The sequence below is a fragment of the Nostoc sp. GT001 genome, from assembly GCF_030382115.1.
GTDB lineage: Bacteria > Cyanobacteriota > Cyanobacteriia > Cyanobacteriales > Nostocaceae > Nostoc.
In genome coordinates this window covers 857798-880305 of the sequence record NZ_JAUDRJ010000003.1, presented here as the reverse complement: position 1 = coordinate 880305, position 22508 = coordinate 857798, and the positions used below count along the sequence as shown (strand labels likewise).

At 42.3% G+C, this 22508-nt stretch carries 21 protein-coding genes and 1 pseudogene; 9 read left to right on the top strand and 13 right to left on the bottom strand.

From position 1 onward, the window contains the following. Positions 1 to 118 precede the first annotated feature (118 nt). Positions 119 to 1090, bottom strand: coding sequence for a YegS/Rv2252/BmrU family lipid kinase (locus QUD05_RS06735; protein WP_289795393.1), 972 nt, complete (start codon positions 1088 to 1090; stop codon positions 119 to 121). Between the two features lie 823 nt (positions 1091 to 1913). Between QUD05_RS06735 and QUD05_RS06730 the strand changes: the two genes are divergently transcribed. The 3 genes from QUD05_RS06730 (at position 1914) to glgA (ending at position 5635) form a co-directional block, all read left to right on the top strand. Then, positions 1914 to 2651: a phycobilisome rod-core linker polypeptide gene (locus QUD05_RS06730; protein ID WP_289795392.1), complete on the top strand. Its 738-nt coding sequence runs from the start codon at positions 1914 to 1916 to the stop codon at positions 2649 to 2651. Between the two features lie 432 nt (positions 2652 to 3083). Next, positions 3084 to 4055, top strand: coding sequence for a hydroxymethylbilane synthase (gene hemC, locus QUD05_RS06725; RefSeq protein ID WP_289795391.1), 972 nt, complete (start codon positions 3084 to 3086; stop codon positions 4053 to 4055). Between the two features lie 137 nt (positions 4056 to 4192). Further along, the gene (glgA, locus tag QUD05_RS06720; protein ID WP_289795390.1) at positions 4193 to 5635 is read left to right on the top strand and encodes a glycogen synthase GlgA; all 1443 of its coding nucleotides are present in this window, start codon (positions 4193 to 4195) and stop codon (positions 5633 to 5635) included. 213 nt (positions 5636 to 5848) lie between these two features. On the opposite strand, the gene cpeY is transcribed toward glgA, so the two are convergent. Further along, positions 5849 to 7120, bottom strand: a complete 1272-nt coding sequence (gene cpeY / locus QUD05_RS06715; RefSeq protein ID WP_289795389.1) for a C-phycoerythrin alpha-cysteine-82 phycoerythrobilin lyase CpeY — start codon at positions 7118 to 7120, stop codon at positions 5849 to 5851. A gap of 183 nt (positions 7121 to 7303) precedes the next feature. After that, a complete protein-coding gene (locus QUD05_RS06710) occupies positions 7304 to 7486 on the bottom strand; it encodes a hypothetical protein (RefSeq protein WP_289795388.1) in 183 nt (60 codons plus the stop codon). 225 nt (positions 7487 to 7711) lie between these two features. On the opposite strand from QUD05_RS06710, the gene QUD05_RS06705 reads away from it, so the two are divergent. Both QUD05_RS06705 and QUD05_RS06700 read left to right on the top strand, forming a co-directional pair. Then, complete coding sequence (locus QUD05_RS06705; protein ID WP_289795387.1) at positions 7712 to 7951, top strand: DUF8630 family protein; 240 nt, start codon at positions 7712 to 7714, stop codon at positions 7949 to 7951. Between the two features lie 32 nt (positions 7952 to 7983). Next, on the top strand, positions 7984 to 8892 hold the full coding sequence (locus tag QUD05_RS06700; RefSeq protein WP_289795386.1) for a HEAT repeat domain-containing protein: 909 nt from the start codon (positions 7984 to 7986) through the stop codon (positions 8890 to 8892). Between the two features lie 157 nt (positions 8893 to 9049). Here the strand turns inward: QUD05_RS06700 and QUD05_RS06695 are convergent, their stop codons facing one another. The 4 genes from QUD05_RS06695 to QUD05_RS06680 form a co-directional block, all read right to left on the bottom strand. After that, complete coding sequence (locus tag QUD05_RS06695; RefSeq protein ID WP_289795385.1) at positions 9050 to 9655, bottom strand: HEAT repeat domain-containing protein; 606 nt, start codon at positions 9653 to 9655, stop codon at positions 9050 to 9052. Between the two features lie 271 nt (positions 9656 to 9926). After that, positions 9927 to 10421: a C-phycoerythrin subunit alpha gene (gene cpeA, locus QUD05_RS06690; RefSeq protein ID WP_289795384.1), complete on the bottom strand. Its 495-nt coding sequence runs from the start codon at positions 10419 to 10421 to the stop codon at positions 9927 to 9929. Positions 10422 to 10499: 78 nt separating this feature from the next. Next, positions 10500 to 11057, bottom strand: a complete 558-nt coding sequence (cpeB, locus tag QUD05_RS06685; protein ID WP_289795383.1) for a phycoerythrin subunit beta — start codon at positions 11055 to 11057, stop codon at positions 10500 to 10502. Between the two features lie 280 nt (positions 11058 to 11337). Further along, complete coding sequence (locus QUD05_RS06680; RefSeq protein WP_416211620.1) at positions 11338 to 11508, bottom strand: NblA/ycf18 family protein; 171 nt, start codon at positions 11506 to 11508, stop codon at positions 11338 to 11340. Between the two features lie 293 nt (positions 11509 to 11801). Here QUD05_RS06680 and QUD05_RS06675 point away from each other — a divergent pair, with 293 nt between their 5' ends. The 3 genes from QUD05_RS06675 (at position 11802) to QUD05_RS06665 (ending at position 14166) form a co-directional block, all read left to right on the top strand. Next, positions 11802 to 12419, top strand: a complete 618-nt coding sequence (locus QUD05_RS06675) for a phycobiliprotein lyase (RefSeq protein WP_094349981.1) — start codon at positions 11802 to 11804, stop codon at positions 12417 to 12419. Further along, entirely contained in the window at positions 12416 to 12961 is a 546-nt protein-coding gene (locus QUD05_RS06670) for a hypothetical protein (protein WP_289795382.1), read from the top strand. The genes QUD05_RS06675 and QUD05_RS06670 overlap by 4 nt, the downstream gene beginning before the upstream one ends. 437 nt (positions 12962 to 13398) lie before the next feature. Next, positions 13399 to 14166 carry a phycobilisome rod-core linker polypeptide gene (locus tag QUD05_RS06665; RefSeq protein WP_289795381.1) on the top strand — a complete coding sequence of 256 codons (768 nt, stop codon included), beginning with the start codon at positions 13399 to 13401 and terminating at the stop codon, positions 14164 to 14166. 200 nt (positions 14167 to 14366) lie between these two features. On the opposite strand, the gene QUD05_RS06660 is transcribed toward QUD05_RS06665, so the two are convergent. The 5 genes and pseudogenes from QUD05_RS06660 to QUD05_RS06640 form a co-directional block, all read right to left on the bottom strand. Further along, positions 14367 to 15284: an RluA family pseudouridine synthase gene (locus tag QUD05_RS06660; protein WP_289799901.1), complete on the bottom strand. Its 918-nt coding sequence runs from the start codon at positions 15282 to 15284 to the stop codon at positions 14367 to 14369. Positions 15285 to 15732: 448 nt separating this feature from the next. Further along, positions 15733 to 16083, bottom strand: coding sequence for a DUF952 domain-containing protein (locus QUD05_RS06655; protein ID WP_289799900.1), 351 nt, complete (start codon positions 16081 to 16083; stop codon positions 15733 to 15735). A 123-nt stretch (positions 16084 to 16206) separates the two neighbouring features. Continuing rightward, positions 16207 to 16773, bottom strand: a pseudogene (locus QUD05_RS06650) (HAD family hydrolase); the annotation flags it as partial. Positions 16774 to 16867: 94 nt separating this feature from the next. Then, the gene (locus tag QUD05_RS06645) at positions 16868 to 18382 is read right to left on the bottom strand and encodes a thioredoxin-like domain-containing protein (protein ID WP_289799899.1); all 1515 of its coding nucleotides are present in this window, start codon (positions 18380 to 18382) and stop codon (positions 16868 to 16870) included. 459 nt (positions 18383 to 18841) lie between these two features. Further along, positions 18842 to 19315 carry a hypothetical protein gene (locus QUD05_RS06640; protein WP_289795380.1) on the bottom strand — a complete coding sequence of 158 codons (474 nt, stop codon included), beginning with the start codon at positions 19313 to 19315 and terminating at the stop codon, positions 18842 to 18844. 377 nt (positions 19316 to 19692) lie between these two features. Between QUD05_RS06640 and glsA the strand changes: the two genes are divergently transcribed. After that, the gene (gene glsA, locus QUD05_RS06635) at positions 19693 to 20607 is read left to right on the top strand and encodes a glutaminase A (RefSeq protein WP_289795379.1); all 915 of its coding nucleotides are present in this window, start codon (positions 19693 to 19695) and stop codon (positions 20605 to 20607) included. On the opposite strand, the gene QUD05_RS06630 is transcribed toward glsA, so the two are convergent. Further along, positions 20584 to 22248, bottom strand: coding sequence for a hypothetical protein (locus tag QUD05_RS06630; protein WP_289799898.1), 1665 nt, complete (start codon positions 22246 to 22248; stop codon positions 20584 to 20586). The genes glsA and QUD05_RS06630 overlap by 24 nt on opposite strands. Positions 22249 to 22508 lie beyond the last annotated feature (260 nt).

Sequence of the window (22508 nt, the reverse complement as noted above, 5' to 3'; positions counted from 1 at the left end):
GGTTAAAGGGAAAAGGGAAAAGGAATAAATTTAATCTTTCCCCTTTTCCCCTTACCCTTTTCCCCTTACCCCTTTCCCTTTCCCCATGCCCCATGCCCAATACCCCATGCCCATACCCTCATTCTTCTGCCGTATCTTTCATCTCAATAGTCAGATTAGGGAGTCCCTCTAGTTTTTCGGTCGGCTCAACTTCTTCTACTAATGGCACAAAAATTCTTAAGCCTGCTGGTACACACTTAATTTCTACAGGTGTTGTGCCGACTATTTCACCATCTAGAACAACTTTTTGTGGTGGCTCAGTGGTAATTTTAAATTGTTTCGCTCGCAGAAAACCAATATCATCCCGTTCAACGGCGTTACCTGTGGAAGCCGTTTGAAATAGATGAAACGTGGCAGCGATCGCTCCTGCCTTGTTAGTTGGAGCTACAATCGTTAAATCTAGTAACCCATCATCATAAACCAGACCTGCTGGGCCTTGAGCCAAAACTGAAGTGGGAGGTGCGGCATTTGCTACCGTTACTGCACAGGCACTAGTTTTAATTATCCTATCTTCAGTTTCAATTTCAACATCAAAGTTTTTTAAATTTCTTAATTGCTGGATTCCTGCCAAAACGTAGGCCATCATCCCAAAGCGATTTTTGGCGTCTCGGTCTGCCAATTCTACAGTTTCAGCTTCAAAGCCAATACCTGCCAAAAGTACCATTGGGCGATCGTTGCAATAAGCTACGTCTACATGGGTGGTAGCTCCCTGCAAAATTGTCTGACACGCACCTGCGATCGTGTCAGGAATTCCTAAAGCTGTGGCAAAAGCGTTCGCTGTTCCTCTAGAAATGATCCCAAAGGGGATATCAGTTCCCACTAACGCCGCCGCCGCTATTGAGAGAGTACCATCCCCCCCAGAAGCAATGATTGCATCTACTCCTCGCTCTACAGCTTGATATGCCAGTTGGTCAGCATCGATTTCTTCAGTTGTAAAATGAATATCTAGATCGATCTCTGGCTCTAATATTGCCCGAATTTCTGCTAGCTCTGTATCTGGGTCGCCCTGACCCGCAACAGGATTGAAGATTAAACAGGCGGAACGATTCATAAGGTATAATAACTAAGCTTGGATAACTAATGAAGATAACAAATTATTCTTAGGATTCCTCTAAATTTTCAACTTCCCTTTTAAGGCTGAGTTTTTTAGAGATATTGAACAAGTTTAGCGGAATATGCGATCGCATCATACACCAAGAAAAGCCAAGAATCTTTAAAACCTTCCCAAAGAAGTCTATTTTTAGCCGCCTGTTTCAAAATACTCACTCAAGTGGAAGGGTGTTTGGTTAGTCGGTAGAAAAATTTAAAGCCATCATCAGAATTGTATATAGACAGGTTTTAGGAAATTCCTATATTATGGGAAGTGAGCAAATTAATGTTCTTGAGTCGTAGTTTCAGCAAAGTGAAATCAGCGATCGCAAGTTTATCTGTTTAGTAGCAAAGGGCAATTGAATTAAACTTTAGGCATCTCTTCAGTTGCGCTCCCATCAATGCGTAAATCCAGCTACCATCTCAATTAATCAGACAAGTTGTTGCTTGAGCAACTTGTTAAAGATATATAAAGTTCCACTACAGCCTACTATTACTTTGTCAAGTTAATCTTGAAGGTTTGTAGTAAGCACTTTAGTGCTTAGAAAATAAGGAATGAAGTCCTTACTACGAACTTAAATTTGACATACTACTAGTCAATTTTGCGGTGGTTACAACTCAAAGCGCTAGGAACTGGGGATAAGGGAGACAAAAGCAATCAATAAATGCCCTTCAGGAGTGCTGAGGTGGGAATCTTCAGAACTTGGAACTGACTCAACGCCTCGCTAACGGAACTGTTTTGCCTCATACATAATGCCCAATCCCTTCAAATTTATAGCTCTAATATGCCTATTCCATTGTTAAGCTATTCCCCTTCATCTCGAAATCATCGTGTATCTGGATATGAGATTCTTGGCGACGAGCAACCTAGAATTTATACAGCCGAATATCTGCAATCATCACTAGAAATGGATGCCTTGATTAAGGCAGCCTATCGCCAGGTTTTCCACGAACAACAGATGCTAGATAGCAACCGCCAAACCTGTCTAGAATCACAACTGAGAACTGGTCAAATTACAACTAGGGATTTCATTCGAGGATTAGCAATATCTGATGCATTTCGGCGACTTAATTACGAAAGCAACAACAATTACCGCTTTGTGCAGATATGCGTACAGCGCTTATTGGGTCGTGAGGTTTACAATGAACGCGAAAAACTAGCCTGGTCAATTGTGCTAGCTAGTAAAGGACTGTACAGGTTTATCGACGATTTGGTGGATAGTGAGGAGTACATGAGTAACTTTGGTTACAATACAGTCCCCTATCAACGGCGACGAATTTTACAGGGACACTCTCTAGGGGAATTACCTTTTGCCAGAATGGCTCGTTATGGCGAAGATTATCGCGATAAATTGCCGCTTCCCTTGACGAGAAAGCAGGTTGAGCCTTTTAATTTCCAGACCTTCTTACGCAGTTCTGACAGAGATGTGGTGTTATTGCTATTAGCTTCGACGCTGGCACTGATTGTCTTGTTTAGTTTGCTGACTACATTTGGTTATTTCCCAAAATTTGGTGGGTACTAGCTGAAACTTGAGGTGTAGCGATCGCCATTATGAGCGATCGCTACATCCAAGCAGTCAGAACTTTACAAACAGCTAAAAACACTCAACACTGAATTAGAACACTGCCTTCAACAACGGACTCAATAGTTAGGGAACTCCAAGAAATAAATCATCCATTATTGTGGGGTGGGCGTCTGGGCGGGCGAGACGCCCACCCCACAAGAGTTAATTGGATATTTTTTTTATTTGGAAATCCCTTAGCTAAAGTCCGCTCACAAGGAGCAATGAAAATTCCTTTTCCCTATACTTCTCATATTTGAGATTTCACAAACAAGTTTTTGGTAAAGAATTGTAATCCAAAATCCCAAATCTAAAACCCAAAATTCGTATGAGTCCCTGACTACGGTAGTCTAGATGAGAGTGAATTTATCGCCTCCTTTGATATATTGTTTTATGACTTCAGTTGTTTCTAGTCCCCCACGCACTATTCGGATTGGTTCGCGCAAAAGCCAACTTGCTCTGGTTCAAACCTATTGGGTACAAGAGCAGCTCCAGAAAAGCTTTCCTGATATCACTTTTGAAGTCCACACCATGTCTACCCAAGGCGATAAAATCTTGGATGTAGCATTAGCTAAGATTGGCGATAAAGGACTTTTTACTAAAGAACTTGAAGTTGGAATGCTCAATCAAGAGATTGACTTTGCCGTTCATTCTCTCAAGGATCTGCCGACTCACTTACCAGAAGGGTTGACGTTAGCAGCAATCACTGAACGAGAAAACCCAGCCGATGCATTAGTTGTGCATGAAAAGCACAAAGATAAACAAATCGAGACGTTGCCAGAAGGTGCGGTAATTGGTACATCTTCTCTAAGACGTTTAGCACAGTTACGCCATCACTTCCCTCACTTTACATTTAAAGATGTGCGGGGAAACTTGATTACACGGTTGGCAAAACTGGATGCAGGTGAATACGATGCTTTGATTTTGGCAGCCGCAGGATTAGAGAGATTGGGAATGGGCGATCGCGTTCATCAAATCTTATCCAAAGAAATCTCCCTCCACGCGGTTGGGCAAGGAGCTTTGGGGATAGAATGCCGTGCTGATGATAGTGAAGTGCTATCTCTACTCAAAGCAATTGAACATACCGAAACACGCGATCGCTGTCTTGCCGAACGATCTTTTCTCCGTTCTCTAGAGGGTGGATGTCAAGTACCTATCGGTGTAAATACAGAAATATCGGGTGAGAATTTGACCTTAACCGGGATAGTCGCCAGTGTAGATGGTCAAAAGTTCGTAAAAGATACCGTCACCGGACTTGCCAATAATGCCGAAGCACTAGGCACAGAACTAGCAGAACTGTTGCGGCAACAGGGAGCGCAAGAAATTTTATCAGAAATTTTTGCGGTGATTCAGCGCGGTTCCTAAGCAATTGGGCAAGCCAATGTGATTAGATAAGAATTGATCGCCGTTGCACTAAATATGTGCCAGACGCGACAATTCGCGTTGGTCGGGATTTCAGAAAGTTAATTTGACAATATAGACTCAGGGAAGCAAAAATTACCATGCGGATTCTATTTGTTGCAGCAGAAGCAGCACCCGTTGCGAAAGTAGGAGGAATGGGTGATGTTGTCGGGGCATTACCCAAAGTCCTGAGAGAAATGGGGCATGATGTGCGGATATTCTTGCCTTACTACGGCTTCCTGCCAGACAAAATGGAAATTCCCCAAGAACCGATCTGGTGGGGAGATGCCATGTTCCAGCACTTTGCAGTATATGAAAGTATTCTGCCTGGTACTGATGTTCCCTTGTACTTATTTGGACATCCGTCCTTCATGCCGCGCCGCATCTATTCTGGAGATGATGAAGATTGGCGGTTCACATTGTTTGCTAATGGTGCAGCCGAGTTCGCCTGGAATTACTGGAAGCCAGATATTATCCATTGTCACGATTGGCATACAGGGATGATTCCCGTGTGGATGCACCAAGATCCTGATATCACCACAGTGTTTACCATCCATAACCTGGCTTATCAAGGGCCGTGGCGTTGGTATTTAGAAAAAATTACTTGGTGTCCCTGGTATATGCAAGGACACAACGTCATGGCGGCGGCGGTACAATTTGCCAACAAGGTAAATACAGTTTCGCCCACCTATGCCGAGCAAATCAAGACAGCTACTTACGGTGAGACATTAGAAGGTTTGCTGTCCTTTATTAGCGGTAAATTATCTGGGATTATCAACGGTATTGATACCGAGGTTTATAACCCAGAAAATGACAAATATATTGAGCAAACCTTTACTGCTGATACTTTAGAAAAACGCAAAGCCAATAAAGTTGCTTTGCAACAAGAGCTAGGATTAGAAGTTAATTCCAAAGCCTTTTTTATTGGGATTGTTACCCGATTAGTGGAACAAAAAGGCATTGATTTGATATTGCAAATCCTCGATCGCTTCCTATCTTATACAGATGCCCAGTTTGTGCTGTTAGGGACAGGCGATCGCAACTATGAAACTCAGATGTGGCAATTAGCATCCCGCTTCCCCGGACGCATGGCAACTTACTTACTGTATAACGATGCCCTGTCTCGCCGGATCTATGCTGGTACTGATGCCTTCTTGATGCCCAGCCGTTTTGAACCATGCGGTATTAGCCAAATGATGGCTTTGCGCTACGGTTCTGTACCCATTGTCCGCCGCACAGGTGGATTAGTTGACACTGTAAGCCATCACGACCCTGAAAATGCTGCTGGTACTGGTTATTGCTTCGATCGCTATGAACCGCTAGACCTTTTCACTTGTATGATCCGAGCTTGGGAAGGCTTCCGTTTCAAACCGCAATGGCAAGAACTACAAAAACGGGGTATGAGTCAAGATTTTAGTTGGTATCAATCTGCTAAGGAGTACGTAAAGTTGTACAGATCGATTTACGGTTTGCCAGAAGAAGAAGAGACTCCAGAACCAAAGTTAGTTTTAAACGAAGCAGTCACTAGCACCAGTAGCAAGTAATATCATGTCCGCTGAGATTGCTTATTAAACCCAAAGAACCCCACCCCGCTTGCGGGGAGGGGTTGGGGGTGGGGTGTAATGACAGGCTGCTAGATCCCCGACTTCTTCAAGAAGTCGGGGATCTGAACACCACTAACCTCTTAAAACTTTTGCGATAGACCAGTAGCCGTAAAGCTTCTATGTTTATGTAGCCGCGACTTCCAGTCGCCAGCGCTATTGATTACTTGTCGCTTTCGCCCTAATTAGCCAATCACGATCGCTAGTGCAAATTTCCCGACCGGAGGAATCTCCTAAGCGGTCTAGCGCTAATAAACAAGCGTATTTCAAATCCCAAATCGGTGTATTCAGGCAAATTTTGATTTCAGGAATTGCTCGTGAATCACCCAATTCACCAAGAGCGATCGCACAGGCCGCACGAGATTTCTGAAACTGGGGTTCGCGGTTGTGCAGGTTTTCTATTAATAAATCGTAGGCGGGTGCATATTTTAGCCAGCCGAAAAGTTTCATCACATGATAATGAGCGCCATAGTCGTTATATGCTTTGTCGCCATAAGTTACTAAAAGTGCTTGGGGTGCTTCTTGTGGATAGATATCTAGTAAGGTTTTTGTCGCTAAATAGCAACGTCCAAAATCGGTTTCGTAGAGTTCGTTAATCACAAAATCTAGAACAGGGGTAGCATCATACTCATGTACTAGATCGAGGTCGTTGGGATGATCGTAAAGTACTTGCTCTAAGTAAGGTTGAATTTCTGTAAAGGTAATTTCACCACTGGGAACACCTGCATCCAAAAGCATCCGCAATCCTCGCAAGCGAAACACCAGAGATACAGGACAACGGGCAATTTCTGGGATGGCTTTGTAGTAGCGGGAATCAATCAGGTCTTGAATAGAACCGCGCCGTGCATTGACGCTAGAACTTTGCAGCAGCGCCATCACCTCGGTAATTTGGGAGTAGTCACCCGTGAAGCGACAAACTGTAGCGATCGCTGCACTACGGGTAGGTTCATCCTCAACTTGGGTAAACTTCCGTACACGTTCTAGGGAAGGCTGATAGTCAGCGTTAGCTAGAGTGTGAATAATGACTCGATAGATTTGATCTGGTTTATCCAGTAGTTGTGCCACCTCTTCGAGAATTTCTGGCTCTTTAGTGCCAATTTCCCCGATTGCCCACACAGTATTTTCAACAGTATAAATATCATCATCTTTAAGACATTGCCGAATTACAGGTAAAGCTGATTGTGCCTGTAATCGCCCCAGACTTTCTACAGCTTTGCGTCGGACAATGCGGTGGTCTAACTCATCAGGGTTACTGGTTTCAATTGCCCGCACCAAAGCCGCGATCGATTGCTCAGTGGGGAAGTTAATTAAATGGGAAACAGCAATATACTTATCAGAAGCGTCTTCGAGTTGTTCTAATGGTGTATCGATAATTGCGATCGCTTCTTCTTCTGTCAGCCCAAACATTTTAAAAAAACGTTTATCCATTGATCTATAAATGGCTCTTGGATAATTGCTTTGAAGTCACTTTTACTATCGTACTAGGGACTGGCTACTAGTGATTGGGGACTGGGAAGATGAAGCGTAGACGGGGCGAGTACAAAATAACGAGGTAGAGCCAAACAAACCAAAAAACCGCATCATCGCCCTCAAAAAAACTGTACAAAAAAGCTATTCATCCTCATCTCCTGCTGGTCGTTCGCTGTCACTTTGTTGGGTGTTCCACTCTAAAACAATACGCTCTAGCATTTCGGCCTGCGTACAGTTATTTACAACAGCGTATTGCTTAATTAGCTCTCTTACTGTAGGACTAATGTGGCGTATATCTAGTGGGTTGTTTCTTGTCGTTTCCACGATCTTTTTCCAGAATGTAGTTGGGTTAAACTTTTGAAGATTTACGTCAAAAAGCTTTACCAGTGGTAACGCGATCTGAGAAGATCATAATATATGCATTTGTCAGCTATTAGTTCAGTTGCCTCTTGCTAATTGTTCAGTTTTATGTAACAGCTAAACGTTAGTCTTTAGCGAGTAACCAATCGCACATCATTCATATAAACACATATTTAGGAAACCAAACTTATGGATGAAACCTCTGAACTCACAACAGCCAATAACATAACTGCTCAAGATGTAGCAGAAGTAATTGCAGAACTTGAGCAATATCGGGAACGTCTAGTTCAAGAAACTACGGAAACTGCAAAACGGGCTAAGTTGATGAGAGTAAGCGTTATGGCAAAACTGGAGCCTGAGCTTGCCAAGATTGATTCTGCACTCCAGGAACTCCGTAATCAACAGGCTGCCTTGAGTGGCAGCAACTAGTCATTTGTCTTGATAATTTAGCTAGAAATTATATGCTCAACTCCGAAACTCAATCCGGGGCAGATTCGTTAAATCTGTCCCATGCAGAAAGTGACGCTTTATTTAAAGCGGTGAGTGAGCAATTAAGCTTAAACACCTTCAACTCCGATGACCAAGAGCTAATAAAGCGGATGGTTGAGAGTATGGGAGACTCACGAGGCATGGTGAGGTTGAGTTTTGCAGAGGCTTTGGGTAAAATCGGCAAACCAGCGACCCCTTTATTGATGGAAGCTGTGGCAAGTCATCCCAACCCAGTTGTGCGGAGAGCCAGCGCTAAAACCTTGACACTGATCGCCGATCCGATCGCAGTTCCGACTTTGGTCAATGCCCTCTTAAATGATGAAGATATGGTGGTCAAAACCTCGTCGGTGGGGGGGCTGGCCAAAATAGGTGAGGCAGCTGTACCAGCATTGCTGAAAATCTTAGCGTCAACCGAGTATCCAGAAAGTGCCAAAGGTCATGCAGTATGGGCGTTAGGATTTATTGGTGCAGAAGCGAAGGAGCATTTATATCGAGAGATTAACTCAGACTCCGCTGAAGTTCGGGCTGCGGTAGTGGGTGCGATCGCTAAAATTGCTCAAGAAGGCACTCAAGAAGGAGCATTTAATATTTTAATTAATGCCCTCAACGATCCATCTGAAATTGTCAGGTGTGAAGCCGCAGCAGCTTTGGGTAGCCTCACCTATCGCTCGGCAATTCCTAGTCTTGTTGAATTACTACATCATCCCGATTGGGAAACTCGAAAAGCAGCGGCTCTGGCATTGATGAAGATTGGCGACGGTGCTGCTTTAGAACCCCTGCAAGCCGCATTAATGGAGGAAGAAGAAGCGGGGGTTCAAGCAGTGATGAAGTTGGCGATTTCTCAAATTGAGAGGCAGTTAGAGGAAGAAGCTTGGGAATAAAGCGATGGACAGAATATGACAAAGGTAAATGGAAAATGATCCTTACTTTTGACCAAGCTGCTTATAGTAGTCTACTAGCTGAAGTTTATCTAAATGTATGCGCCCTATTGGGATTGATAAAAGTAGTTGTAAGAGCGATCGCTACTCTCTCTTATATTTATCTCTTATATTTAATCACTTGATCTAATCGGGGCAAAGCACTCACCGCTGACTCCCGAACATAAGGATCGATAGATTCATCATTTGTCAATGCCGTCAGCACTTCCACCCCTCGGATATCGCCCATAGAACCGATTGCATTAACGATCGCCACAGCCACTGCAACATTATCTATTGTTTTCAGAGCTTCAGTCAAAATCTCAAAGGCGGGAGAACCAATCTCACCCAATGCCATTACTGATGCGATATAAACAACTGGATTTGGGTCATTGAGCGCTGTTTGCAATCCCTGTAAGCCTTCATTTGGGAAGGGAACATCAGGATGATTAGCCGCAACCTGTGCTAGAGCTTTAGCACAACTACCCCGAATGGTCGCATTATCACTATTTACTAATGACTCTACCAGTAGCGGTACAGCATCTATACCAATAGCACCCAGTGCTTTTACCGCAGCTCGACGATAGGTGACATCTTCTTCATCTAAAATACCCATCAGCCGAGGAATGGTATTTTCATCACGGACATCAGCCAGTTCCCACATGGCTCGTTCTCGCAAATTGGGGTTGGGGTGTTTTAACTGTGCAAATAAAGAATCTATTGTCATAAAAGAAAACTTCCCTGTTTAAATCCTCCAAGTTCAATCATTAATTACGAATTACGTTAGCGAGTCCGCGTACTCTTACAGAGAAGCAAGCTACGCTTTTAGCATCTCGTAGAGAGCGTCATTACGAATTACGAATTACGAATTACGAATTATTAACAACAGAGGGACTCTTGTTCAATCACTCAACCTGATACAGGCAAAGCAACAGACTGAGAGTCCCTGAGTTTTAGAGTATGACGATCACTCGTCTACGTCTAGTCAATCCCTATTACTATGAAAGGGAGTTGATTACGTAGTCAAGAAGAGAGCGGAACTCAACTAACGCTTGAGGAGACAAGTCGCGAGGAGAGCAAGCGCGATCGCGAGTATAAGTCAACGCGGTAACGTAGGGAGCGGTGGGCAGACCCAAAGAGCGATAAACTTCACGAGCACCTGCAATACCCCACTCATCCAAAGGACCAGTGCCGCCCACAACTAAGCTGTAGTTGATCAAGCGTAAGTAGTGCTTGATGTCGCGGAGGCACTTGTCTTTCTTAACTTGAGTGTCGCCAGCTTCACCATCTTGGCTCAGGTAAGGATATTTCTTGAAGGCAGCATCATAACCTTCCTTAGCTACGTTATCGATACCAGAAGCTAGCTTTTCAGCAGCTTCTAGACGAGCATTAGCACGCTGAATGCTACCTTGAACGGATTCTAGATCGGAACTGCTTGGAAAACGACCTGCTGCATCAGCAGATCCAATAACTGTAGTGATAACTGATTTCATTGCTTTTTATACTCCAGATTAGATTTGATCGAGTTTTAATTTCAGTTTGCTTGGCTAACAGCCTTTAGCCATGAGCGATTAGCTCAAAGCAGAAATTACGCGATCGAAGTAGCTAGCAGCTTCAGCAGCTAGAGCAGAGCAGTCGCCTTGAACAACTTCTTGTTTACGGAACTTTTTACCAGCGTTAGCTTCAGTGTTGGTGTTGGTGATGTGAGCGACGCTGATAGCCTTCAGGATTTGGAAAGCCCGTACAGAAGAGCCAGTGGGTACGCCCAAAGCTGTGTAGGTTTCTTTCAAACCGTTCAAAGCACGATCGTCTAATACGGAAGAATCACCAGCCAATAGTGCGTAGGTTACATAGCGCAGAACGATTTCAGCATCACGCAAGCAAGCAGCCATCCGGCGAGTGGGATACAAGTTACCACCAGCTTGTAGCAAACCTGTATTTTCACAAGCAATCCCAGCAATAGCATCAGAAACCGCGCAGCTAGCGTTGCTGGCGATCGCATTCACTGCATCAAGGCGCTTGTTGCCTTCAGCGATGAAAGACTTCAGGGCTGCCAAGTCAGCACCACCGATAGGAGCGGTTTTGGCATCAGCCGCAATTACAGCTCTGGAAAAAGCATCAAGAACCATGAGTTCTCCTTAATATTCACAAATGGCGGATATTATTTCTGGCGTGTTCTCGATCAGGTTAACTGTGAGTAGCCAAACAAAAACATAGGGGATCAATAGTACCCTAGTCTTTACTATGAGAGACAAAGTAATAATCTGTAATATTTACCTATAATTTTGGCTTTCCCGATCAAAAAATCAAAATTTAGCCGAAATTGGGCAAAAAAATTAAGACTTACGCATTTTTATGGAACTCTGCCATTGCGTAAGTCTTAAGGAAAAAATCTTGGTTTTTACTGTATCAAGCTTGTTTTAACAGATGTTTGACCAAATTATCTTTTACCATCATCTGCCGTAAAACTTCTAGTAAATATTCTTGAGCCTCTTGTTGACTCAAACTTTTTACTTGGTCTTTCAAATTTTGTAAGCGAAACTGTTGTTCTAAAGTTAATTCGACTGGAAAGTCCATCATTCACTCCTGTGATTGACTGAATCGAAAGGTATTTGTTGTTATTGGAAGACGATCGCTTTCTAATAGTCTAGCACTTGGACATTAAAATGTCTACATTGTCAAGCTATAAAGAACCATGCTTATAAAAGTTTACAATTACATAACAACACTTCTGTATCTCCTTTTTCAGGGTGTTTCTTGAAGCTGGCCGCTAATCGCTGTAATGTTTAGAATGTTTATATACCAACTACTCTAAAAAGAAAGACCTCGTAAAACATCATCCGCAGGAGTAATAAGTAGGAGTCAGAAGATTGATAGACGCAATGGAATTTTTTCAGCTAAGTGCTGGTAAGTGGCGATCGCAACGTGCAACTCATCATCTGGCGTTCAAGCGCTCAGAGATAGGAGAATCGGATATACAGGTAGAAACTCTCGATGCCGATCATCCAGAAATCATTGAACTGTGCCAGTATCATGAGATTGACCCCAGCCTTTCAGTCGGTGGTTCGCGTGTGCGTTGGCTAGGAACAATGGCTTGGGATCGAGAGGGTGAGGAGAATCATCAGGGGAAAACTATATTTGCGATCGTGCCTGATGGCGATAACCCAAGGCAAGGTAAATTACTCCGCGAAAGAGGCTACGCCGAAATAGTGCCTGTAGTCGGTCTTTTTCACATGGATGATGAAGATGGACTAGTGTTGACAACCGAATACGAAACAATGAGTTCCATTGAGCGATTCTGGTTCGCCAGCCCAAATATGCGACTACGAACCAGTACAGTCAAACGGTTTGGTGGCTTTAGCACCGCATCATTTTGTAGTGAAAGCCGCATTGAAACTTCTGTTGAGGTTTCTAGCCCAGAAGAAGTAACAGAAAAACTTGGGACGGATGTTCTGGAAAAAAGACAGTTTTATTCAGTTTTGGGCTGGTGAATTATCTCAAGCAGAGCGATGCTTTTACTCGTGGGCAAGATTATCTGCGTCTGGTACAGGGACTTGCCCTAGAACCGGGTATGGTGGATGTGTTTGATAACCTGCGCGATCGCATCCCCATTTGCACTTGGATCGGCGAGAATATTAACGCTGTAAACGCTCAGATCAACACCTATCTGGAAGTTTGTCATGAGTGCTTTCATCCCCAAGAACGTCGCCAAATCCAAATTTTTGCAGTCCCCATAGCTCAATCTTTCGGCATAGATGGGCTGTGCAATATTCTCACAAACCCAATCACGATTCTGGTAGATGTTGGTCGAGTTGCACCTAGAGATTGGTTTGGTGTAGTTGTCCATGAATACGCCCATGCCCATCTAGGAGAGTTTGGTCACAATGAGCAGTTTGCTAGTATCCTATCTCATCTATGCTTAGGACTGGGATTGGAACCACCCTACTGGCAGGCAGGAATGGAAGCAACTTTGCGTAGTTGGCCTTACTGTAAATCAACCATAGATCCCCTGGAATTTTGGATAGGTCGCTGACTCGCCGAGGGGGCAGGGGAGCAGGGGAGCAGGGGAGATGAGGGGACAAGGAGATAAACAAAACTCTTAACTCCTAACTCCTAACTCCTAACTCAGCACTCCTAACGCCCAATGCCCCATATTCTATTAATTTCTTTTGCTAAATGTTAAAAATTATTGCTTCAATTCAAAAAGGTGAAACTGAATCTCCTAATCTAAAATATGTGAATAAAATTTTTTAGTCGATTTACGTAGTCATTAAGCTAGAAGTCTGATTACCTATTTATTGATTAGCTATGGGTTGAATCCAGCAGACTAATCATTTATCCTACGAATACTTAAATTCTGCTTAGTTAAGTTTCGTGAAATTTTATCAGAATCTGAAGTTCTGATACAACTACTCCCTTAATATGTGATTAAAAGTTGTTAACTTTAATTAAGAACATGGAGGCTTTAGAGTGCCACTTCCTCTGTTAGAATATGAACCTTCAAGTCAAAATCAGCGTGTAGCTGGATACGAAGTACCTGGTGATGAGCAGCCCAGGATTTTTACTACAGACAATATACTTTCTCCGTCAGATTTAGGCGATCTGATCGAAGCAGCATATCGTCAAATTTTCTTTTATGCTTTTGCTGCTGATCGCGAAACGTATTTAGAGTCTCAACTCCGTAATGGACAAATTACAGTACGGGACTTTATTCGTGGGTTGGTGCTTTCCAACACCTTTAAGAAAAGCTTCTACGACCTCAACAATAATTATCGCTTTGTTGAGCAAGTAATTCAGCGGGTTCTAGGACGCGATCCCTACAGCGAGCGGGAAAAAATCGCTTGGTCAATTGTGGTCGCTACCAAGGGGATTGTAGGCTTTATTGATGAAGTGCTCAACACTGAAGAGTACCTGAGCAATTTTGGATATTCCACAGTGCCTTATCAGCGCCGTCGGATACTGCCATCCCAGTCTGCGGGTGAGTTGCCATTCAACATCAAATCTCCGCGATACGAAGATTATCACCGTGCCAAATTGGGTTTCCCCCAAATCATTTGGCAGGTCGAAGTACGCAGATTCCTTCCACAAGAGCAAAAGCCCAAGGCTGGCGATCCAGCTTTATTCTTGGGTTTGGCACAAAGTATCAATGCAACTGGCAATGCTCCACAACGGATCTCGCCATACAACATCGATATCGAAAAGTCTGTACCTTATCGGCAACTGTCAGGAATTAAATAACGATTTTTGGTCGGTGGCTGGCTAGTACATCCATTGGATCGTTTTATAGCGTGCATAAGTCTTGGGTTATGTAGGAGTTTTATTTAGATATAACTAAGTGAAACAAACTCTATCCCATGTCTAATGCACGCTAGTTGTTAATGGTTTTTTATCAATACTTGATGTATTTAAAACGGGGTTAGATTCAAGCGTGGATGAACTTAAAGTGTAGTTCGTCTTTTTAGCATCTCTAAAAGTTTTGTAAAGTGGGCGGGAGGAGTAGCTGTCACCTCAATCAACTCCTCAGATAGGGGATGCTGCAATTTGAGTCGCCAAGCGTGTAGTGCTTGACCAGGCAAATTTACACCCACTGAATGGCCAGAACTATAAACTGGGTCGCCGACAATGGGATGACCAATTTTGCTGCTGTGAACACGAATTTGATGTGTGCGTCCAGTTTCTAATTGAAAGTGAATTAAGGTGAAGTTACCAAGACGTTCTAATACTTTCCAGTGAGTGACAGCGACTCGTCCGCCTTGTTCAACAGGCATAACAGCCATTTTTTTCCGGTCTTGGGGATGGCGACCAATAGGCAAGTCAATAGTGCCACTTTCAGTTTTTGGCGCACCATAAACTACGCCCAAGTATTCTCGTCGTGCAGTTTTTGCTTTCAGTTGTGCTTGTAGATGATGATGGGCAATATCTGTTTTAGCGATCGCGATCGCACCTGTAGTATCCTTATCCAATCTATGGACAATTCCCGGACGTTGGACTCCGCCAATTCCTGGTAAATTGGGACAGTGAGCCAATAGAGCATTTACTAAAGTACCATCTGGATGACCGGGCGCAGGATGGACAACTAAACCTGCGGGTTTGTTGAGAATAAGTAACTGGTCGTCTTCATATAGGATATCTAAGGGGATATCTTCGGCTTGTAGTTCTAAAGGTTGAACTTCTGGTATTTCGAGAGTGATGCGATCGCCTAGCTTGACATTGATCTTCTTAGATGTGCAGACTCGATCGTTAAGTTGGACGTTACCCTGTTCGATTAACTGTTGGATGCGAGAACGAGATAAATCTGGTAATTCTTGGGAAAGGTAACGGTCGAGGCGATCGCTTTTGGTGTTGACACAGTGTATTGTACTCTGAAGGGGAAGCAAGCTAGGTAAAGCATCCTCCAGTGGAGTTGACAAGCGATCGCTATTTTCTTGGATTTGTAAATTAAATTCGGTCACAATTGCTCTAGATTAATTCCCGTTCTTTAAGTAAAGCGCGAAATACTTTAAAAGGGCGTTATAAATCACGTCTACCAAGGCAAAACCTTGATTTTACCTTAGAGGTTGTTTGAAAAGTTTGAAAAGTCTAAATTATTACTTGCCCTACACAAGCAAAGTCCGTCTGCGCGGACTAACACAAAATCAAGCTTCTTAACCCACGTAGGTGGGTTTCGTCTGTGTAGTCGCGATTTCCAATCGCCCAAAACTTTTCAAACATCCTCTTAGCGAACGAGAATTAAATTTGAGATGTAGCAAATGCTCTAACCAAAAAGCGTCTCCTCCTCTCCTTCTCCGTGTCCTCTGCGGTTCGTTATTCTAAATCTATAACTTCTTGCGGCAACTCAAATAAACCATCTTCCCCAGCTTCAAAATCAATCACCTGATACACAGCATCAATATTTAACTCACCATAAATGTGAGGAAATAATTCTACTATTTCAGCAGGTTCATAGCGAATTTCAGCTTTGACTTTTTCAGAATCAATCAAAAGTAGTACCAATTCTTTTTGATTATCAAAAAATCTCTTTGCAACCTTGAGTATTTGCGTAGATTTTGAACAATGTATAAAACCTTCACTGTCTAACGAATCAGCGCGATATGTACCAAGATTTTTTGCTTGTTCCCATTGTTGACGTTTGGTAATGTGGAGAATGGTGTTCATAGAAAATTTCGGGATTACTGCGGATTGTAATATTTTCAGGAAATTTTCTAGATTTGTAAAGTCTTTAATTACTTTAGTAGCACCTACATTTGTTAATTTAGTATCACCTATTCCAATAAAAGCAATACTCAACTGATAGGCTGCTTTTACATCCCAAACACCATCACCTACAAAAACAATTTTCCGAAAATTTTCAACTTGATAAATATTTTTGGCTTGGAGGATAGCTGTTTTAATAATATCTTCTCGTGATAGTGCATCATTTGCTGAAGCCAACGGTATCCCTTCTATTACTAAGTTAGCTTTTTGAAGTTTTAATTTAGCAGACTCACCCCAACCACCAGTTGCGATCGCAACACACCAATCAGGGTCTAGCTGTAATTTAGCTAATACATTTGCAGAACCAGGAATTTCGCTGAACAAATCTTGCTTGTTAATAAATGCTTCCTGGAGGAGGCTAATAAAACGTGCTTTAAGTCTTACTAACTCTTCATTTGAAGGAAGACGTTCTAATTTTTCTTGAAAAATTTGCTGGGTAATTCCAGAATCTGTGGTGTACGTATATTCAGCCCAATTTGTATTTATACCAAAAATACCAAATTCCAGCGCGAAAGCATGTACAAAACAATTTTCATCAATTTTGTTGGTATTTGTTAGTGTACCATCAATATCAAAAACGACTAATTGCATACAAGCGATCGCTCTAAAAAATTACTCTTTAAAATATCACGCATAGTCCTGAAACAGAGAATTTTCCTTTACGCTTTTGCGTAAGGTTATCATTCTATAAATTAAGTGGAATACAAACATCTGGCGCACATAAACCAGGAAATTGAAGAGTTGTCACCTCAAAAGTATCCAAATCTACACAACGAATAGCATGGTTATTAGTATCAGCAATATATAAAAAAGAACTCAAAGCACTCAATCCCGAAGGTTCAAAAAAGCGGCTATTTTTACTTTGACCATTTTGTAAACCAGCAAAACCATCTCCCAAAACTGTTTGACAATTCCCACTAGGACTAACTAATTTAATTTTATGGTTATAAGTATCTGCTACCCACAAAAAATTCTGCGCGTATTCCACTCCTAAACAGTGTTGGAAACGGACATCTTCACCTTGTCCATCAACATCGCCAAAACCAAATAAACCGCCACTACCGCAAACAGTTCTTACTTGATACGGTTCGACAATTCCAATACCACGAATTGAACTAACTTCACTGTCAGCAATATATAATTCTTGCCCATTATTAGTAATACCACTAGGTTGAGCAAAGGCAGATTCGGTAAGTGAACCATCAATACACGCTTCTGCACCAGTACCAGCATAAGTTTTGATAATGCCAGTTTCTAAATCCATTTCCCAAATTTGATGCGGCCCAGCCATTGCAATAAATAAGGTATTTCCCACTTTCGCTAAATCCCAAGGGGAATTCAGCGCGGTTTCTAAAGCAGCACCGCCATGAGGATGAATATTGCGGCTTTGTTCACCAATTCCTGCAATAGTTTTGACTACTTGGCGCTTTAAATCAACTCGCCGTAGCGCATGATTTTCTGTATCAGCAACGTAAAGAATCTGATTTTCGGCATCATAAGCCATTCCTTGCGGTGCAAAGAATTGCGCTTCGTTAAAAGCACCATCGGTTAAGCCAGATTGTCCAGTCCCAATTAATTGTAAAATTTCCCCATCAAAGCTACTCATAACTAGGCGGTGATGTCCAGAGTCAGCGATGAATAAACCTGCTTGAGTAGCTAGAACTTTACCAGGAAAAGCTAAAGGTGTGATTAATGGTTGGCGCTGTTTTTCTAAAGTTAAACTTATTTCTTGGAAATTAATTGTGCCTTTGTTTTGGTGTTGCTGAATTAACTTTTGAATCAACTCGTCTAAAGTATCACGGTTTCCTTCACCAGAAATCTGGCCAATCACGTAACCTTCTGGATCGATAATTATTAACGTAGGCCAAGCACGCACAGCATACTCTTCCCAAATCCGAAAACCTTTGTCAACTACAACTGGATGTTCAATGTCATAGCGCAGAATAGCTTGGCGAATATTTTCTGTTTCTTTTTCATTTTCAAATTTGGCAGAGTGAACGCCGATAATAGTAAGGCTATCTTTATATTTTTGTTCTAAATATTTCAGGTTTGGCAGAATATGCAGACAATTAATGCAGCAGTATGTCCAAAAGTCTAAAATTACGACTCTACCCTTAAGTTGTTTAAGAGACAATGGTTTATCGGTATTGAGCCAAAAATAATTTCGCGGTAATTCTGGCGCTCTGACACGGGGAATCATACTAATTGGTAATTCGTAATTAAGCTCGACTTTATCCATTTTCTAGCAACGCGATACTCCTACAGAGTCGTTGCACTAATGCTAATGCTAAAACCTATATGGGGTATTATTTTTACTTTTTAGTAGGACTTATGCACGAGTTACGGAATAACGAACCATAGAGGCACAGAGAGAGGGCACGGAGAAACAGAGTTTGAGAGATAATTTGTGTAAGTCCTATTTAGATTTCACCGTGAATTCAGTGACATCGAAAAAGTTTTTGCTAAAAAGTTAGGGTTTTTTCTCTATTAAGGAGAACTAAGTTCTTAATTTTGAATAAAGTCGAGTTAAAAAATGTTTGAAAAGTCTCAAAGTATACCATAAACACCACTTCCACTCCTCTCAAAGCATCGAGGAGATGCGCAGGCGGTGGGGTTATTTCTATGCAGCTTCATAAATAAATGGTATAAACAAGGCAGCTTATCTGTTGGTATTTGTTGCCCATACAGGAATATTATCACCTCTATAAATTACCAAGTTTCCATCATTTTGAACTTCGAGACGACAATTAGAACCAAGCCCACCTGTATTACTTGCCCACACAGGGTTTCGACTATAATTATAACTGACTAAATTGCAGTCGGTTTGCATTATGGTGTAGTAAACTGATGTGTCAATAACGTTTGATGCCCACAGACGAGTGTTGTAAGCATAAAGAACAAAGTTTCCATCAGATTGCTGGATAGCTTTATATACCCCATTAGGTGAAATCAAGTATTGATTAGTGGCAGCGAATAAGTATTCGCCTGTATAAAGTACAGATGTAAGAGATGTAAGGATAGATAGATCAATATCCGCTAGAGCCTTGTTTTGTTGAATTAGCAACGTAGCTTGTGATGAAATTGCAAATGCTGTTGTTAAACCTAGAATTTTAGACAGTTTAGATAAATTCACAAACCTACCTCCAATACAGTTCTGTTGTTTAGAAACAATGCTGAGGTGTGATAAGTAGTACTGTAAAATTAAGTCCGGGGGTTCCCGACCTGGTGAGGTACGTTTTTAAAGCTGCTTATTTTGTTAGAAAAGATTTAGATGTACCTCAGTTACTTAGGAAACGCTATATACATTTGTCATTGTGAATAAAGCGAAGCAAAATGAGGCAATTCTCTTATGTTTGGAATTGTTTCTCTACGAGACGTTACATTTCATGCCGCTTGCAATGACAGAAATAATTTAATTTTGCGTAACCACTTAGGGGTAAATTCAGCCATTAATATCAGACTATACTGTTAGTTGCCGTTTAAAAAATAAATTGTTAAAAAGTTTACACTTTGAAAGGACTTGAAAAACTAACTACTACGAAGTTATCAGCCTGGGTGCAGTTAGCTCAAACCCAAGTTGAACGAGGACAAGTTGCCGATCGCATTCCGCAATTAGCTAAAGCCGATCCTGCTTGGTTTGCAGTTCATATCTGTCTTAAATCGGGTGAAAGTATCAGTTTTGGGGATATAGCTTCTATTTTCCCGCTAATGAGCGTGATTAAGACATTTTCTCTCCTTTATCTGCTGGAACATTTTGGAGCAGAAACGGTTTTTAAGTGGGTTGGGGTGGAACCATCGGATGCACCCTTCAATTCTTTAGAACAATTAGTTAGCGATCGCGCCCACCCTCGCAACCCTATGATTAATAGTGGGGCAATCACTCTCGCTGATAAGTTACCAGGAAAGGACGCAAATCAACGCACTCTTTTATTTTGTCAATGGCTCAACCAATTAGCAGGTTGCCAATTAAGCTTAGATGAGGTAATGCTAGCTTCAGTGCGATTAACCCGCTCAACAGCTAATGAAGCGATCGCAAACTATCTCGCTGAAGCTGGACATCTAGAAAATATTGAAACAGCGCTTGACACCTACGAGCAAGTATGCTGCATATCTGGGCGAGTTGAAGATTTAGCTTTGTTGGGAAAACTGCTAGCTTGTGAAAATAACTTTTTAAAATCACAAAACCGCCTAATTGTCAATGCTGTGATGTTAACTTGTGGATTGTACGAAGCTTCTGCCAAGTTTGCAGTCAGAATTGGTCTACCAATGAAATCAGGGATTGGTGGTGGACTTGTAGCAATAGTACCAGGAGAGGGAGCGATCGCTTGCTACAGTCCTGGGTTGGATAATATCGGAAATCCTGTAGGTGCGATCGCATTTGTTGAGGCTTTAGCGCAAGAGTTACAGTTGAGTATTTTTGGTTAACTCTGGTTTTTCTGTTTCGGGAGCGCTTATTTTAGGTAATGGCGTTGATTCAGGAGTCGGCGTTACCTCTGGCTGTGGTTCTGGTGCTGGAGACTCGATAATCTCTGGCAGCGTGGGTGGCAAACTGGGAGATGGCGCAACTGTTACTTGTGGAGTTGGTGTCTTGCTGGTTTGACGGTTGAAAAATCCCCCAAATCTAGATTTTTTTGGCTGAGGCGCAACTTTTTCAGGTAACGGCGTTGATTCAGGAGTCGGCGTTACCTCTGGCTGTGGTTCTGGTGCTGGAGACTCGATAATCTCTGGCAGCGTGGGTGGCAAACTAGGAGATGGTGCAACAGTTGTTTGTGGTGTGGGAACTTTACCAGCCCCACGATTAAAAAATCCGCCAAATCTAGGTTTTGTTGGTTGAGGGATAACTTTTTCAGGTAACGGCGTTGATTCAGGAGTCGGCGTTACCTCTGGCTGTGGTTCTGGTATCGGAGACTCAATGATTTCTGATGGTGTCGGGGATAAGGTGGGAGATGGTACAGCCGTTGGAACTTCCAATTCTGGTTGTTCTGGCTGTGTTTTAGATTCTTTGGGAACTTCAGTTTCAGGAATGGGCTGTTTTTCTAGCTTCGGTTGTATTTGGGGTGTTTTTTCAACAGAAGGGGTAGGTGTGGGTTTAGGTACAAGTTTATAATTCGGATCTACAATGCCCCGAACCTCATCTGCTGTGAGTTCTCCTCTCACAATTTTTGATAAAGTGTCTTTACCCTTTGGCTGGTAGTCAATCAACCGGACTGTGGTATTAAAGGCATTTTTGAGAGGATTTCCCTGATTATCGAGAAATTCCAGCTTTATCCAGTTTTTACCAGTTTGGAAACCTTTAAGATAAACAGCTTGCCAGCGATCGAAAATAAAACTTTCACCATTAATTGTGACGCGGATACGCCAATCACTAAATCCGTCGTTAGTGTTTTCCTTCTCAATCAGATGTAGGGGAGCGTTAGTTAGATAAAAGTCCAGTAATATTGGCTCTGCCCCATAGGTGCTTTGAGGACGGCTGTAAGTTAGCAGGGGTAATTTAGAATCTGGGGTGTTGTCGTCGGTTTTGGTGAAGACGTGAAATGTTGTTTGGGCATAAGCGCCTTCATTCTTAAAGCTTTCATGCCAAGGACGAGAGGCAAAGACGCGCAGGGTATGAGTACCTGGAGACAAGTCAGGCAAAACCAAAGGCTGATTCAGGTCGTAAACAGGTATATAAGGTTGATTATCCAGAATTACGTGTAAATGTGGCCCCAATTGTAATTGTGGGTCTTTAAATATTGGTAGATCCCTAACTTGAAAACTGGCTGTAATTTTATCATCTTGAAAAACTTCATCAGATTTTGGAGTAACAATTGTCACTTGTGGCTGATAAACTTCCAAAATTGTCCGCAGTTCTTGAATAACAGATGGTGGGGAAACTTCCGAAAATTGCTTTGAAATTTGAGAAATCTGTGGAGAGTTTTCTCTATAGCTATTAGATACTTCCTGGCTAGCGACTTTCTCGCCGCAACTGGTCAAGCTTAATACCAGCAACAATGTCATTATCCACCTAAGAATCGGGAACCTCTCAGGGACGAGCTTCTCTAACACCCTTTTCTGCCACGAGTTCATGCGTTGCACCCAGTGATAGTCTTCGACAATTGACAGATTATTTTCGCTCAAACTGTCCATCTGGAACTATAGCCCAAAAGGTGAAATCCACCTCACATCGCCTAAGTTTTCCTGTGTCTATTTCAGTAGATTTTAAAATAAGTCATACTTTTTACAGCTTTTTACTTACAACAATGGAAAGATGACACAAATGTTCATGAGTAATAGTAGTAAAAGCTGGAACGCCCAACACATACAGCAAAACCATAAAACTTACCAAT

Coding starts and splice junctions, on each gene's coding strand:
- QUD05_RS06735 (WP_289795393.1), bottom strand. CDS start 1,090: ATGAATCGTTCCGCCTGTTTAATCTTCAATCCTGTTGCGGGTCAGGGC.
- QUD05_RS06730 (WP_289795392.1), top strand. CDS start 1,914: ATGCCTATTCCATTGTTAAGCTATTCCCCTTCATCTCGAAATCATCGT.
- hemC (WP_289795391.1), top strand. CDS start 3,084: ATGACTTCAGTTGTTTCTAGTCCCCCACGCACTATTCGGATTGGTTCG.
- glgA (WP_289795390.1), top strand. CDS start 4,193: ATGCGGATTCTATTTGTTGCAGCAGAAGCAGCACCCGTTGCGAAAGTA.
- cpeY (WP_289795389.1), bottom strand. CDS start 7,120: ATGGATAAACGTTTTTTTAAAATGTTTGGGCTGACAGAAGAAGAAGCG.
- QUD05_RS06705 (WP_289795387.1), top strand. CDS start 7,712: ATGGATGAAACCTCTGAACTCACAACAGCCAATAACATAACTGCTCAA.
- QUD05_RS06700 (WP_289795386.1), top strand. CDS start 7,984: ATGCTCAACTCCGAAACTCAATCCGGGGCAGATTCGTTAAATCTGTCC.
- QUD05_RS06695 (WP_289795385.1), bottom strand. CDS start 9,655: ATGACAATAGATTCTTTATTTGCACAGTTAAAACACCCCAACCCCAAT.
- cpeA (WP_289795384.1), bottom strand. CDS start 10,421: ATGAAATCAGTTATCACTACAGTTATTGGATCTGCTGATGCAGCAGGT.
- cpeB (WP_289795383.1), bottom strand. CDS start 11,057: ATGGTTCTTGATGCTTTTTCCAGAGCTGTAATTGCGGCTGATGCCAAA.
- QUD05_RS06680 (WP_416211620.1), bottom strand. CDS start 11,508: ATGATGGACTTTCCAGTCGAATTAACTTTAGAACAACAGTTTCGCTTA.
- QUD05_RS06655 (WP_289799900.1), bottom strand. CDS start 16,083: ATGAACACCATTCTCCACATTACCAAACGTCAACAATGGGAACAAGCA.
- QUD05_RS06645 (WP_289799899.1), bottom strand. CDS start 18,382: ATGATTCCCCGTGTCAGAGCGCCAGAATTACCGCGAAATTATTTTTGG.
- QUD05_RS06630 (WP_289799898.1), bottom strand. CDS start 22,248: ATGAACTCGTGGCAGAAAAGGGTGTTAGAGAAGCTCGTCCCTGAGAGG.